The sequence below is a fragment of the Phycicoccus avicenniae genome (assembly GCF_050496545.1).
GTDB classification, from domain to species: domain Bacteria; phylum Actinomycetota; class Actinomycetes; order Actinomycetales; family Dermatophilaceae; genus Phycicoccus; species Phycicoccus avicenniae_A.
This window is the reverse complement of sequence record NZ_JBNVZV010000003.1, coordinates 1-12,086: the sequence shown is the minus strand read 5'-3', so window position 1 is coordinate 12,086 and position 12,086 is coordinate 1. Positions and strand designations below refer to the sequence as shown.

Here is a 12,086-nt window from a genome sequence, read left to right as displayed (position 1 = left end):
CGGCCGTGAGCACGCTCGTGGCCGTCGACGTCGGGGGGAGCGGCTTGCGCCTGCTCGTGTGCCGCGACGGCGTGGTGTCGGCGCCGCGGCGGGCGGACGGCGCACGGGTCGGGGCCGGTGGCCTCGACGTCCCGGCGCTGGCCGCCGACGCCCGGATGCTCCTGGAGGCCGAGGGCGTCCGCGACGTCGACGCCGTCTGCTGGTCGAGCCGGGGCCTGCTCTTCCTGGCCGAGCCGGCCGAGGTGCTCGCCGCCGTCGGGGCCGCGGTGGGGGCGCGGCGGACGGCCGTCGTCAGCGACGCCGTGGCCAACCTCGTCGGGGCGCTCGGGGAGGTCGTGCCGGGCGCGGTCGTCGCCGCCGGCACCGGGGCGGTGGCCTTCGGGTCGGACTTCGCCGCGCACTGGACGCGGGTCGACGGCTGGGGGCACGTCCTCGGCGATCGCGGGTCGGCGGCGGGCGTGGGCCTCGAGGGGCTGCGGGCGGCGCTGCGTGCGGCCGACGGCGTGGGCGGGGGCTCGGACGGGCTGCTCGAGGCCGCTGAACGCCTGCTCGGCCCGCGCCGGACCTGGCCGCGGCGGGTGATGACCGCCGCCGACGCCCCCGAGGCGCTGGCCTCGGTCGCCCCGCTCGTGACGGCGGCCGCGGGCGCGGGGGACGACGTCGCGGCCGGCATCTGCGCGGCGGCCGGGCGTTCGCTCGGGGAGTCCCTCCTCGCGGCGGCGCACGGCCTGGAGCGGCCGCGGCTCGCCCTCACGGGAGGCCTGCTGGCGGCCGACGCAGTGCGCCGGCCGCTGGTCGAGCTGGTGCGGGAGGCGGGGCACGAGGTGGCGGGCTCGGTGGGCGGGGCGCTCGACGGCGCGCTGCTGCTGGCCCGCCGCCTCGAGGAGACCGGTGACCTCCCGCGGCACGACGAGTACGTGCACGTCGCGCACTCTCCGGCCTGACAGACTCCGCGGATGGAGTTCCCTCAGCACTGGGTGAAGGTCGACGGCACGAGCCCGCACCTCGGGCGGCGCGGCGGCACGATCTCGGTGTGGGGCTGGTCGGACGAGTCCGACGAGGAGGCCCGGCGGGTCGGTGAGCAGCGGCTCGCCGAGACGTTGGCCCGCATCGAGCGGGAGGGGCGCCTGCCGGCCGGGCACGGGTACTACCCGCGCACGCCGCTGCGCGAGCCGGTCCTCGAGGCGGTGGAGACCGACGACGGCCGGCGGCTCGGCGTGTACACCCGGAACCGGATGGGGTGCGAGGTGCTGTGCACCGACGTGCTGTTCGTCGCCGACGTCGACGTGCCGGCACTCGCCGACGAGGTGGCCGTGCCGGCCGAGACGGCGTCGACCTCCTCGGGCGCGCGGCGCTCCAGCGGCGTCGGCTCGTTCCTGCGCCGGGTCTTCCTCGGCCGACCCGACCTCACGCCGATGGCCCCCGGCGGCGAGGACGCGGCCGGCCTGGACGCGCCCACGGCACCGACGCCCGCGCCGGCGCCGGACACCGGCTACGAGGCCTACCCCGCCGACCCGACCGACCCGTCGGGGGTGCGGGTGGCCGCGACCGGCCCGGAGACGCCGTCGGTCGCGGAGTGCCTTGCGGCCGAACCGGTCTGGGAGTTCGGCCGGCGCCACCCGGAGCTGGGGGTGCGGGTCTACCGGACGGCCGCCGGGCTGCGCGTGCTCGTCACCGGGGCCGACGCGCCGCCGTCGTCGGACCGGGCGCGGATGCTGCTCGCCGAGCTCGGCAGCGACCCGTTGTACGTCGAGCTCTGCGCCACGCACGACAGCTACCGGGCGCGCCTGACGCCCAAGCCGTACCGGGTCGGGTTGCGGGCCCTCGACGCACGCTGGCCGTGCGCCGACGAGGCCGAGGAGCGCCGGTACATGCGGTGGGTGGACGAGTACGAGTCGCACGTGGGGGAGTACGCGACCTGCCGGCTCATCAGCGCCTCCGGGCCGGTGCCCGGGCCGGAGGAGCAGCTCCTCGTCGAGCTGCACGACGAGGCGACCCGGGTCGGCCACCGCCTGCCGCTCGCCTGACGCCGGCGGAGGGCATCCGGCTCTCGGGGTCTGGTTGCCCAGCCGGGGCCCAGTTGGTCCGCCGGGGTCCGGTTGCCCTGCCGGGGTGTCATGGGGCACCGGCTCGGCAGGCTCGCCCTGAAGCGCCAGGCTCTCCCCGGCGGAGGATGGGGGACTCCGAGGGGCGCGCGACCTCGTCCCTCGGTCCCGCACACCCTCTCCCGGCATCCCCCACTCCGGCACATGACAGCGCCCCCTCGCGGAGCGAGGGGGCGCTGTCATGTGGCGGAGGATGGGGGATTTGAACCCCCGAGGGTTTTATCCCAACACGATTTCCAATCGTGCGCACTAGGCCACTATGCGAATCCTCCGCCGAGGAGGCTACCCGAGCCGGACGCCTCACCCGAAATCGGGCCGGCGACCGGCGCCTGCGGGTTCCCGCAGCAGTGCTCGACAGCCGGCGCCCGTGCTGCCACGATGCGCGCATGGTGGAGCAGCAGCCGGGGGGCGTCGTGACGCGGGCCGTCGCGACGGGGTCACCGCGGAGCCGCACGGGGGCCCTGCGAGCGGGGGCGCAGCAGTGGCAGCGGGCCGTCGGGGTCGTCCTGGTCCTCGGGTGGGTGGTGTGGCTGGCCTGCGCCCTGCTCGCCCTGCCGCGCCCGGTCAGCGCCGGGACCCTCGAGCAGGACCTCGCCGCCGGACGCGTCGCGAGCTGGCACCCCGTCCTCCTCGACCGGCACGAGGAGTCGCTCTTCCAGTGGGTCGACCGGCGCGAGCCCTCCCCGGTCGCCCCGGGCTCCGAGGTCGCCCCGCCGGAGCGTCGTACCGTCGGCTACCTGGTCGACGGGGTCGTCGGCCGCTACCGGGTCGTCGACGTCACCGGCGTCGGCGACGAGCTGGCCCAGCGGATGCGTGACGCGGGCGTGCCCCTCGTCCTGCCGCTCCGGGGCGACCCGGGCACCGTCGTCCCTCCCGACGTCGAGCGCTGGGGAGCGGTGGCCCTCGGGTTCGCCGGCTTCCTGCTGGTCGTCAGCGGTCCGCGCCCGACGCGTGGGACGCGGTGGTTCTGGTTCTGGCTGCTCGGCCTGCCGGCGGGCCTCGGCGTGCTCGCCTACGCCGTGCTCGAGGTGCTCCGCCCGCTGCCGCCCCACGTCCCCTGGGCGGTGCCGCAGGGGCGGATGGGCGGCTGGCGCGGGTTCCTGGTGCTCGTCCTCGGCGGGATCCTGCTGGCCGGGGGGCTGGACGCCCTCGGCTCGTGGCTCGGCCCCGCATGGACCCTGCCCCGATGACCGCCTCGTCCCCGGGCGGAGCAGCCACCGGCGCGGCGCCGGCGCCGCCCCGCAGCGGGTGGCGGCTGCTGCGACCCGAGGCCTGGCCCGAGCACACCGGGCGCCGGCTGTTCGGCGCCGTCCTCGTCGCGCTCTGGGTCACCTTCGTCGTCCTGGCGGCCGCCAACCAGCTGCGCCTCGTCACCCCGGACCGGTTCGCCGACGACCTCGCCCAGAGTCGGGTCGTGACGTGGCGGATCATCACGCTGGCGGGCTCCGACGACACCCGGGGCTGGGCCGCCACGCCCCAGTACGGCGTGCCGGCGGCCCTGCCGAACGGGGACCTGGACCGCGAGCAGCCGCCGCTCGGTGGCCGGGAGGCGCTCGCCTACTTCGTGGACTCCTCGCTGTCCCGGATGCGCGTCGTCGACCCCGACCGCGGTGACCCCGGTCTGCTGGTGGCCCGGCTCCGGGAGGCCGGCGTCCCCGCGGCCCTCTCCCGGCCCGCGCTCGACGAGCTGACGGCCCCGCCGAGCGACGTCGCCGCCCTCCCGGCCCTCGGGCTCGGGGGGCTCTTCCTCGCCGGGATCCTGGTCGGGCCGGCGCCGCGCCGGGGCACCCGCTGGTTCTGGTTCTGGCAGGCGTGGGTCACCCTCGGGGTCGGCGTGCTGGCCTACGCCGTGCTCGAGCTGCTGCGGCCGGCCGCGGTGGGCTCGGTGACGCGGCAGCGCGGGTGGGTCGGGTTCGTCGCGGCGGTCGGGGCCTCCCTCGTGCTCGCGGCCGCCCTCACCGGGCTCGCCGACGCCACGCACTGGCTGTGGGTGGTCCGTCCCTGAGGCACCCGGTGACGGACGGGCCTCAGGCGCCCGATCCGGGCGGGGTCGGCGGTCCGACGACGAGCAGGGCCACGGTCGCGAGGAGGACGAGCGCGCCGCCGACGACCGCTGCCGCCACCGGCCGGGCCAGCGCCCGGGCGAGGACGCGCTCGCCGGCGTGCCCGGGAGCCTCGCCGCCGGGCGCGAGGCGCCAGCGCGTCGCGAGCCGCCCGCGGCGCTCGACGCGCCGCTCGACCCAGATCGTCGCGAACGGCGGGAGCGCGGCGAGCAGGGCCACGAGCCCGAGCCGCCACGACCAGCGCTGGTCGACCCACACGAGCAGCGTCACGAGGACGTAGGCGAGGAAGACCACGCCGTGGACCAGCCCGAACACCGCGACCCCGAGCTCGGTCGTGCGCGTGACGTACTTGAGCACCATCCCGAGGAGGAGCAGCGCCCACGTCACCGCCTCGGCGCGGGCGAGGGCGGGGAACAGCGTGCGCGGGGTCATCGGGGCCTTCCGGGAGGTGCGGGGCCATCCATCATCGGCGACCACCCCGGCCGGCACCGAATCGGGCGTGCGGGAGGGCGCGGTCCCTGCCGGCCGCGCCCTCCCGGTCCTGCGTCGTGCGTCAGCGCCGGATGGTGCCCTCGTGGTGCATCCGGCCGTCCCGGATCCGCACGATGGTCCCCGGTGCCGGCGGGTCCTCGTTGCCGAGCGTGGCCGCCCAGAGGTCCCCGTCCTTCGAGGACTCCACGGCGACGACGCCGGGGAGGTCGAGCCAGGGCCTGGCCATGCCGTGGCGCACCGTCGAGATGCGGCCGGCGAAGAGCTCGGCGACGTAGACCTCGCCGTGCTTGCCGAGGGCCAGGTTGGTCGCGCCGAGGAAGCCGCCGGCCACCTTGCGGACCATCCCGTTCGCCGGGTTGACCTTGTAGACCGACCCGCGGGCCCCGAGCACCCGCGACTCCGGGCCGCCCGGCAGCAGCGTGACGTACAGCCAGCCGTCCTTGCCGACCTCGACGTCGGTGGGCACCGGCTCGAAGGCGTAGGTGACCCCTGCGACGCAGTCGGGGAGCCCGAGGGCCGCGACCATGTCGGCGGTGAGCGTCACCGGCTGCGGGGGCAGCACGGCGAGGGTCCGGATGCTGCCGTCGTTCCCGACCCGGAAGAGCGCGTTGGCCCCGGCGTCGGCGACGACCCAGGCGTCGCGGTACGCCGCCACCGAGTAGGCGTGCGAGTCGACCGCCCCGTCGTAGTCGTTCGGGAACCCGGCCGCGGCGAACGCGTCGGCGACGCACTGGCTCGGGTTGCTCACGCCGTAGTGGTTGACGGCGTCGGGGTTCTTCGCGACCTCGAAGGCGTGCGTGTCGGCCTGGACGGTGCGGCCCCCGAAGCGCTTGATGGTCAGGCCGCTCTCCGCGTTCTCGAAGGTGTCGGGGTCGGTGACGGTCGTCGTCCAGGCGACCCGTTTGCCGTCGCGCGAGCGGGCCACGCCCGAGGCGCCGGGCTGGTCGGTGGCGACCGGGGTGATGGCGCCGCCACGGCCGAGCCAGCCCACGAGCCCGAGGCCGCCGTCCGCCACGAGGACCGAGTCCTTGTAGAGGTCGAGGTTGAACGGTGCGGCCAGCTGGCTGGAGCGGACGACGGGCTTCGGCGTGGGGGCCGGGTGCCCCCGGTGGGCCGACGCGCCGACGGGTGGGACGAGGAGGAGGAGCGCGGTGGCGCCGCCGAGGGCGGCGAGCATCCGGGGTGGTCGTGTCATGAGATCTCCCTGCCGTGCGCGACCGCGGCCGCGCGACCTGTCATGAAGCGGTGACGCGGTCGGTGGCGACCGCGTCACCGGGATGTGACCTGGGTCACGGTGACGTGCGCGAGCCATGCTGGCGACGGCGTTTCCGCACGTCAATGGCCCGATCGGGCCCCCTGGTGTCACATCGCGGCAGGTGGGGCAGGGGGCCGGGACGGCGAGGACCCGGCCCGAGCGATGGCTCGGACCGGGTCCTCGGCGGGGTGGGGCGGGTCAGTCGTGGGCGTTCGGCAGCACCCGGTCGTGGCGCAGGGAGGTGGCCCGGGTCTCCTTGGCCAGGAGCACCGACACGACGGTGATGACGGCCGCGACGGCCAGGTACCAGCCAACGGCCGTGGTGTTCTTCGTGTCGACGTCTCCGAGGAGCTTGACGGCGATGATGGGGGCCAGCGCGCCGGCGAAGATCGAGGCCAGCTGGTAGCCGACCGAGGCGCCGGTGTACCGCACCGAGGTGCCGAACAGCTCGGAGAAGAAGGCGGCCTGCGGCGAGTACATCAGCGCGTGGAAGAAGAGGCCCACGAGGGTGGCGAGCATGATCTTCGGGCCGCTCAGGCTGTCGACGAGCGGGAAGAACACGAAGCCCCACACCCCGACCCCGACCGCGCCGACGAGGTAGAGCGGGCGCCGGCCGACCCGGTCGGAGAGCGCGCCGATGAGCGGGATGAGCACCGACTGCATGGCCGCACCGGCGAGCAGCGCGCCGAGCACGACGCCCTTGTTCGCGTCGAGGTAGGTCGTGACGTAGGTGATGACGACGATCGTGAAGATGTAGTAGGAGATGTTCTCCGCCATCCGCATGCCCATCGCGAGGAAGACCTCCTTGGGGTAGCGCTTGACCACCTCGAGGATCGGGAGGTGCGTCGAGCCGGAGGCCTCGAGCTCGGCCTTGGTCTCGGCGAAGACGGGGGAGTCCTCGAGGCTGTAGCGGACCCAGAGGCCGATGAGGACCATGACCGCGGACAGCAGGAACGGGATGCGCCAGCCCCAGGCGTTGAACGCCTCGTCGGACTGGAAGAGCGCGAGCAGCCAGAGCACGCCCGTGGCCAGCAGGTTGCCGAAGGGGACGCCGGCCTGGGGCCAGCTGGACCAGAAGCCGCGGTGCTCGTCCTTGCCGTGCTCGGCGACCATGAGGACGGCACCGCCCCACTCGCCGCCGACCGCGAAGCCCTGGAGGAGGCGGCAGACGAGCAGCAGGATCGGCGCGGCGACGCCGATGGTGGCGTAGGTCGGCAGCAGGCCGATGGCCACCGTCGCGCCACCCATCATCAGGAGCGAGACGAAGAGCATCTTCTTGCGCCCGACCTTGTCGCCGTAGTGGCCGAAGACCACCCCGCCGAGCGGGCGGGCGACGAAGCCGAGGGCGTAGGTGCCGAAGGCGAGGAGCGTGGCGGTCAACGGCTCGGACTCGGGGAAGAACAGGGTCCCGAAGACGAGGGCGGCCGCGGAGCCGTAGAGGAAGAAGTCGTACCACTCGACGGCGGTGCCGACGACGCTGGCGAAGACGATCTTGACGATGTTCGACCGGGACGGCGCGGAGGGCGCGGTGCCGGGGCTCTGGCTGACGACGGTGTCGGACATGGGACGCGACGGTAGGGGTGCGCGGGGCCGAGGGGGGTGTTCGGTGCACCCACAGATCGGTGGAGGTGGTGGCGTGGGCGCCCATCCGCCGTGCTGGGGGCGGGTCGCGGGGCGCCGCCGGAGTCCGTGCGACCTGCGCGCGTCCGGGTGCGCTCGCGTGCGGAGCCCCGCACATCGCCCGGAGCCGGGGGGCGGCGGGACGGGAGATTTCCGTGGGGGCGCGTCCAGCCCGTAGCATCGTGCCCGGCACCCCGCGTGGTGGTACCCCACTGAACTCCCCCAGGGCAGGAATGCAGCAAGGGCAGGTGGGCTCTTCCAGGTACGCGGGGTGTCCTCGCGTCCGGGGGGTGCCGTCAGCGGGCGGTGGTGGGCTCCGGCTCGGCGGCGTGGTCGTGCGCGTGCTCGTCGGGGCCGCAGACGCCACCGCAGCCCCCGGCGCCGCACCCGCAGCCGCCGGTCTGCTCCTGCGCCACCGGCTCCTCGGCCCCGCCGGACCCGCAGGCCCCGCCGCAGCAGCCACCACCACAGCCGCCACCGGCGGCGGGCATCTCGGGCTCGGTGCCCTGGAGGTCCCACACCTGGCGGATGGCCTGGAGCAGCGCGTCGACCGGCTGGGCCCCCGTGACGCCGTACTTCTGGTCGAGGACGAACATCGGGACCGAGGTGATGCCGATCTGCCCGGCCAGCGCCTCGTCGGTGCGCACGTCGATGCCGAAGTCGTCGCCGGCGAGCAGGTCGCGGACGGCCTGCTCCTCCAGCCCGCCCTCGACGCCGAGCCGCACGAGCGTCTCGTGGTCGCCGATGGCCGCGCCCTCGGAGTACCAGGCCCGCAGCACGCGCTCGGTCACCGGCTCCTCGAGGTCGAGCGAGCGGGCGAGGTGCCGCATCCGGTGGGCGTCGTAGGAGTTGCCGCCGACGAGCTGCTCCCACCGGAAGTCGAGCCCGACGGCGGCGGCGTCGCGGGCCATCTGCTCGTGCTGGGCGACCATCTGCTCGCGCGGGACGCCGTACTTCTGGGCGATGCGGTCGATCTGCGGGGTGTCGTCGACGGCCGCCGCGTTCCGGTCGAGCTGGAAGCTGTGCCAGACGACCCCGACCTCGTCGGCGTGCTCGAACTGCTCGAGGGCGAGCTCGAGGTGGCGCCGTCCCAGGTGGCAGAACGGGCAGAGGATGTCGGACCAGACGTCGATGCGCACCCCCCGAGGGTACGTCCCGCCGCGGACAGCGGGCGACGGGTCCGCGGGACGGTCTCAGCCGCGGTGCGCCGCGGCGGCCCGGGTGAGCGCGGAGTCGGCCACCGGGAGGAGGACGCCGAGGAGCAGGGCGACGAGCACGACCGACCCGATGCCCGCCTCGCCCGCCCCGAGCCGGGCCAGCCGCACGAGGACGAGCGCGCCGACGGCGACCGAGAGCACGCGTGGCCAGGCCCACCACAGGAGCAGGGTCGTCGGGCCGCCGTTCGGACCGAAGGCGCCCATCGGCGGCTGCCCGCGGAACGCGGCCAGCCACAGCCCGGCGAGCACCACGGCGCCGATGCCGAGGACCGCGATGACCGCCGCGCCCGCCGCGACCGGCCCGGCGAGCGCGCCGGCGCTGACGGCGGCGACCGGCGCGCCGAGTAGGAGCAGGAGGAGGGCGGGCGCGCCGGAGTGGGCGAGCGCCTGCCCCCGCACCGACCCGCCCAGCAGGCGCGGCGCCCCGAGCGCGTCGCCGTGCTGGCGCAGCCCCTCGGCGACGAGCCCGGCCCCGAGCTGGAGGCCGAAGACGCCGAGTACCGCGACGAGGGCGGGCGCGTCGCCGGCGACCACCCATCCCGCGGCGAGGGCGCCGGGCAGGACGAGCAGGGCACCGCCGACGGGTAGCAGCGGCTGGCGGCGCAGACCGAGCAGGTCGCGGCGCAGGAGGGTCCGCACCCGGCCACCCGGGTGCAGGCGCCACCGCCGCCCGCGGCTGACCGGTGCGGCGACCTCGAGCCGGAGGGAGCGGGTGTCGGCGGTGAAGGTGGCCCCGCCGATGCGTGCGGCCCGCAGGCTGTGCGCGCGCAGGCCGTCGACCCCGAGCCCCCGCAGCGCCGTCCGCATCCGCAGGGCCGAACCGAGGGAGGCGCCGATGCCCCGGCGCGACGGACCCGAGGGATCTGCCCGGACCTGGCCCGAGAGCCACGAGAGCGCCAGCGCCCCGCCGACGAGCAGCCCGCCCCCGAGGCCTACGGGCAGGGCCACCGGACCCGTCGCGCCCCCGCCGACGAGCGCGGCCCCGCCGACCCCGCCCAGCAGCCCGCCGGCCACGAGGAGGGTCAGCCCCGGGAGGAGCCAGGACTCGCGCAGGGTCAGCCATCGGTCGACCGACGAGGCGACGACGAGGTCGACCCACGCCGGGTCGGGCGTCACCGGTCCGCGCCGCCGCCCGGCGAGGTGGGCGAGGACGAGCAGCACGACGACGAGGACCGCACCGCCGGCCGCCACCGGCAGGACGGCCCCCGCTGCGCGCCACGACTGGCCGTACCGCTCGACGACGGCCCGGGTCACGGTGAACCCGTAGAGGCCGGAGAGCAGCGCGACCACGTAGAGGGCGTAGAGCACCTGGCGCCACGCCGCCGACCCCGCCGGCCCGTGGAGGACGTGCGAGGCGTCCTCGAACCGCTCGCGGTCGGGGACCGGCTCGGTCTCGAAGGCCGCCTCGCTCACGTCGCGTCCGGCAGGTCGACGACGGTGTCGGCGGCGGCTGCGGTGACGTCCGGGTCGTGGCAGGCCATGACGACCGTCGTCCCCTCGGCGCACCGCTCGCGGACGAGGCGGGCCAGCAGGGCGCGGCGGGAGTCGTCGAGGCGCTGCTCGGGCTCGTCGAGGACGAGCAGGCGCGCGGGCCGGAACCACGTGAGGGCGAGGTGGAAGAGGTGGGCCTGGCCGGAGGAGAGCTCGTGGGGGAAGCGCTCGCCGAGGTGCGCGACGCCCCAGCGGTCGAGGGCCTCGTGCACCCGCTCCTCGCAGGTGTGCGGGTCCCGGCCCCAGGTGGCGTCGACCAGCGTCAGGTGGTCGCGCAGCGTGAGGTCGCGGTAGGTGGCCGGCGGCCCGACGAGCGCGGCGACCGCGTGCCGGGTCGCGGCATCGCGCTCGTCGGCCACGTCGCCGTCGAGGGTGACGGTTCCCGAGGAGGGCGCGGCGAGCCCGGCGACGAGCCGCAGCAGGGTGGTCTTCCCGGCGCCGTTCGGTCCCCGCAGCACCACGCAGGTGCCGGCGTCGGCCACGAACGAGGTGGGCGGGAGGAGGACGGCGCCGTCGACGTCCTTGGCGGCCTCGAGGGCCTCGACACGGGTACCGGTCACGCCCGCCACCCTCTCACCCGCCGGCCGTCCACACGCCTCGGGACGGGCATGCCGGGTGTCCGCCACGGCGGCTAGGGTCGGTGAGGTGAGCACCGCCCTCTACCGCCGCTACCGGCCCGAGTCGTACGCCGACGTCATCGGGCAGGAGCACGTCACCGAGCCCCTCATGCAGGCGCTGCGGACGGGGCGGGTCGGGCACGCGTACCTCTTCTCCGGGCCGCGCGGCTGCGGCAAGACCACGAGCGCGCGCATCCTCGCCCGCTGCCTCAACTGCGAGAACGGCCCGACCCCCGAGCCCTGCGGCACCTGCGACTCGTGCGTGGCGCTGGCCCGCGGCGGGGCCGGCACGGTCGACGTCATCGAGATCGACGCCGCGAGCCACGGCGGTGTCGACGACGCCCGCGACCTGCGCGAGCGCGCGTCGTACGGGCCGGCGCAGAGCCGCTACAAGATCTACATCATCGACGAGGCCCACATGGTCACCTCGCAGGGCTTCAACGCCCTGCTGAAGATCGTCGAGGAGCCGCCCGAGCACGTGAAGTTCATCTTCGCCACGACCGAGCCCGAGAAGGTCATCGGCACCATCCGCTCGCGCACGCACCACTACCCCTTCCGGCTCGTCCCCCCGGCCCGGCTCCAGTCCTACATGGAGGAGCTCTGCGCCAAGGAGGGCGTGCCGGTCGCCCCCGGTGTCCTGTCCTTCGTCGTGCGCGCCGGCGGCGGCTCGGTCCGCGACTCGCTCTCGGTCCTGGACCAGCTGATGGCCGGCTCCGGCGAGGACGGCCTCACGTACGAGTCGGCCGCCGCGCTCCTCGGGTTCACCGACGGCGAGCTCCTCGACGCCACCGTCGAGGCCTTCGCGGCCGGTGATGCCGCGGCGGTCTTCCGGGCCATCGACCGCGTCGTCGAGACCGGCCTGGACCCCCGCCGCTTCGTCGAGGACCTCCTCGAGCGGATGCGCGACCTCATCGTCGTCGCCGCGATGCGCGAGGGCGCCGCCCAGGTGCTGCGCCACGTGCCCGAGGACCAGCTCGAGCGGATGCGCCGGCAGGGTGCGGCCTTCGGGGCCGGCGCACTGTCGCGGGCCGCCGACGTCGTCAACGCCGGGCTCACCGAGATGACCGGCGCCACCGCCCCGCGCCTCCAGCTGGAGCTCATCGCGGCCCGCATCCTGCTGCCCGGTGCGGCGGGCGAGGCCGGGTACGCCGCGCGCCTGGACCGGCTCGAGCGCCGGCTCGACGTCGGCGGGGTGCCGACGGCCGCCGTGGCGTCCGCGCCGGCGC

General features: G+C 75.9%; 11 protein-coding genes, 1 tRNA gene and 1 other RNA gene. 6 read left to right on the top strand and 7 right to left on the bottom strand.

Going from position 1 to position 12,086, the window contains the following annotated elements; all coding sequences use genetic code 11:
* Positions 1–5 precede the first annotated feature (5 nt).
* On the top strand, positions 6–944 hold the full coding sequence (locus tag ACQZ2A_RS03215; protein WP_430207101.1) for a BadF/BadG/BcrA/BcrD ATPase family protein: 939 nt from the start codon (positions 6–8) through the stop codon (positions 942–944).
* 12 nt (positions 945–956) lie between these two features.
* On the top strand, positions 957–2,027 hold the full coding sequence (locus tag ACQZ2A_RS03210) for a hypothetical protein (RefSeq protein WP_430207100.1): 1,071 nt from the start codon (positions 957–959) through the stop codon (positions 2,025–2,027).
* A 262-nt stretch (positions 2,028–2,289) separates the two neighbouring features.
* Here the strand turns inward: ACQZ2A_RS03210 and ACQZ2A_RS03205 are convergent.
* A tRNA-Ser gene (locus ACQZ2A_RS03205) sits at positions 2,290–2,377 on the bottom strand.
* A gap of 114 nt (positions 2,378–2,491) precedes the next feature.
* Between ACQZ2A_RS03205 and ACQZ2A_RS03200 the strand changes: the two genes are divergently transcribed.
* Both ACQZ2A_RS03200 and ACQZ2A_RS03195 read left to right on the top strand, forming a co-directional pair.
* Positions 2,492–3,295, top strand: coding sequence for a hypothetical protein (locus tag ACQZ2A_RS03200; protein ID WP_430207098.1), 804 nt, complete (start codon positions 2,492–2,494; stop codon positions 3,293–3,295).
* Positions 3,292–4,110 (top strand): hypothetical protein, encoded by an 819-nt coding sequence (locus ACQZ2A_RS03195; RefSeq protein WP_430207096.1) that lies wholly within the window; start codon positions 3,292–3,294, stop codon positions 4,108–4,110. Before ACQZ2A_RS03200 ends, ACQZ2A_RS03195 begins: the two co-directional genes overlap by 4 nt.
* 22 nt (positions 4,111–4,132) lie before the next feature.
* On the opposite strand, the gene ACQZ2A_RS03190 is transcribed toward ACQZ2A_RS03195, so the two are convergent.
* The 3 genes from ACQZ2A_RS03190 to ACQZ2A_RS03180 form a co-directional block, all read right to left on the bottom strand.
* Complete coding sequence (locus ACQZ2A_RS03190; RefSeq protein WP_430207094.1) at positions 4,133–4,600, bottom strand: DUF3817 domain-containing protein; 468 nt, start codon at positions 4,598–4,600, stop codon at positions 4,133–4,135.
* Between the two features lie 121 nt (positions 4,601–4,721).
* Positions 4,722–5,855 (bottom strand): ScyD/ScyE family protein, encoded by a 1,134-nt coding sequence (locus ACQZ2A_RS03185; protein WP_430207092.1) that lies wholly within the window; start codon positions 5,853–5,855, stop codon positions 4,722–4,724.
* Positions 5,856–6,113: 258 nt separating this feature from the next.
* Positions 6,114–7,478 (bottom strand): MFS transporter, encoded by a 1,365-nt coding sequence (locus ACQZ2A_RS03180; RefSeq protein ID WP_430207090.1) that lies wholly within the window; start codon positions 7,476–7,478, stop codon positions 6,114–6,116.
* A gap of 242 nt (positions 7,479–7,720) precedes the next feature.
* Here ACQZ2A_RS03180 and ffs point away from each other — a divergent pair.
* Positions 7,721–7,817: signal recognition particle sRNA small type (ffs, locus tag ACQZ2A_RS03175), an RNA gene on the top strand.
* Between the two features lie 14 nt (positions 7,818–7,831).
* Here ffs and ACQZ2A_RS03170 read toward each other — a convergent pair.
* From ACQZ2A_RS03170 to ACQZ2A_RS03160, 3 genes are read right to left on the bottom strand one after another with little or no spacing between them, the layout of a single operon-like run.
* Positions 7,832–8,674, bottom strand: a complete 843-nt coding sequence (locus ACQZ2A_RS03170) for a DsbA family oxidoreductase (protein ID WP_430207088.1) — start codon at positions 8,672–8,674, stop codon at positions 7,832–7,834.
* 54 nt (positions 8,675–8,728) lie between these two features.
* Positions 8,729–10,165, bottom strand: a complete 1,437-nt coding sequence (locus tag ACQZ2A_RS03165; RefSeq protein ID WP_430207087.1) for a hypothetical protein — start codon at positions 10,163–10,165, stop codon at positions 8,729–8,731.
* The gene (locus ACQZ2A_RS03160; RefSeq protein ID WP_430207086.1) at positions 10,162–10,803 is read right to left on the bottom strand and encodes an ABC transporter ATP-binding protein; all 642 of its coding nucleotides are present in this window, start codon (positions 10,801–10,803) and stop codon (positions 10,162–10,164) included. The genes ACQZ2A_RS03165 and ACQZ2A_RS03160 overlap by 4 nt, the downstream gene beginning before the upstream one ends.
* Positions 10,804–10,888: 85 nt before the next feature.
* On the opposite strand from ACQZ2A_RS03160, the gene ACQZ2A_RS03155 reads away from it, so the two are divergent.
* On the top strand, positions 10,889–12,086 hold a 1,198-nt coding region (locus ACQZ2A_RS03155; protein ID WP_430207084.1), incomplete at its 3' end, for a DNA polymerase III subunit gamma and tau.

Bases quoted from the DNA above. Each gene is read 5' to 3' on its own strand.
- ACQZ2A_RS03210 (WP_430207100.1), top strand. From the start codon at position 957: ATGGAGTTCCCTCAGCACTGGGTGAAGGTCGACGGCACGAGCCCGCAC.
- ACQZ2A_RS03200 (WP_430207098.1), top strand. From the start codon at position 2,492: ATGGTGGAGCAGCAGCCGGGGGGCGTCGTGACGCGGGCCGTCGCGACG.
- ACQZ2A_RS03195 (WP_430207096.1), top strand. From the start codon at position 3,292: ATGACCGCCTCGTCCCCGGGCGGAGCAGCCACCGGCGCGGCGCCGGCG.
- ACQZ2A_RS03190 (WP_430207094.1), bottom strand. From the start codon at position 4,600: ATGACCCCGCGCACGCTGTTCCCCGCCCTCGCCCGCGCCGAGGCGGTG.
- ACQZ2A_RS03185 (WP_430207092.1), bottom strand. From the start codon at position 5,855: ATGACACGACCACCCCGGATGCTCGCCGCCCTCGGCGGCGCCACCGCG.
- ACQZ2A_RS03180 (WP_430207090.1), bottom strand. From the start codon at position 7,478: ATGTCCGACACCGTCGTCAGCCAGAGCCCCGGCACCGCGCCCTCCGCG.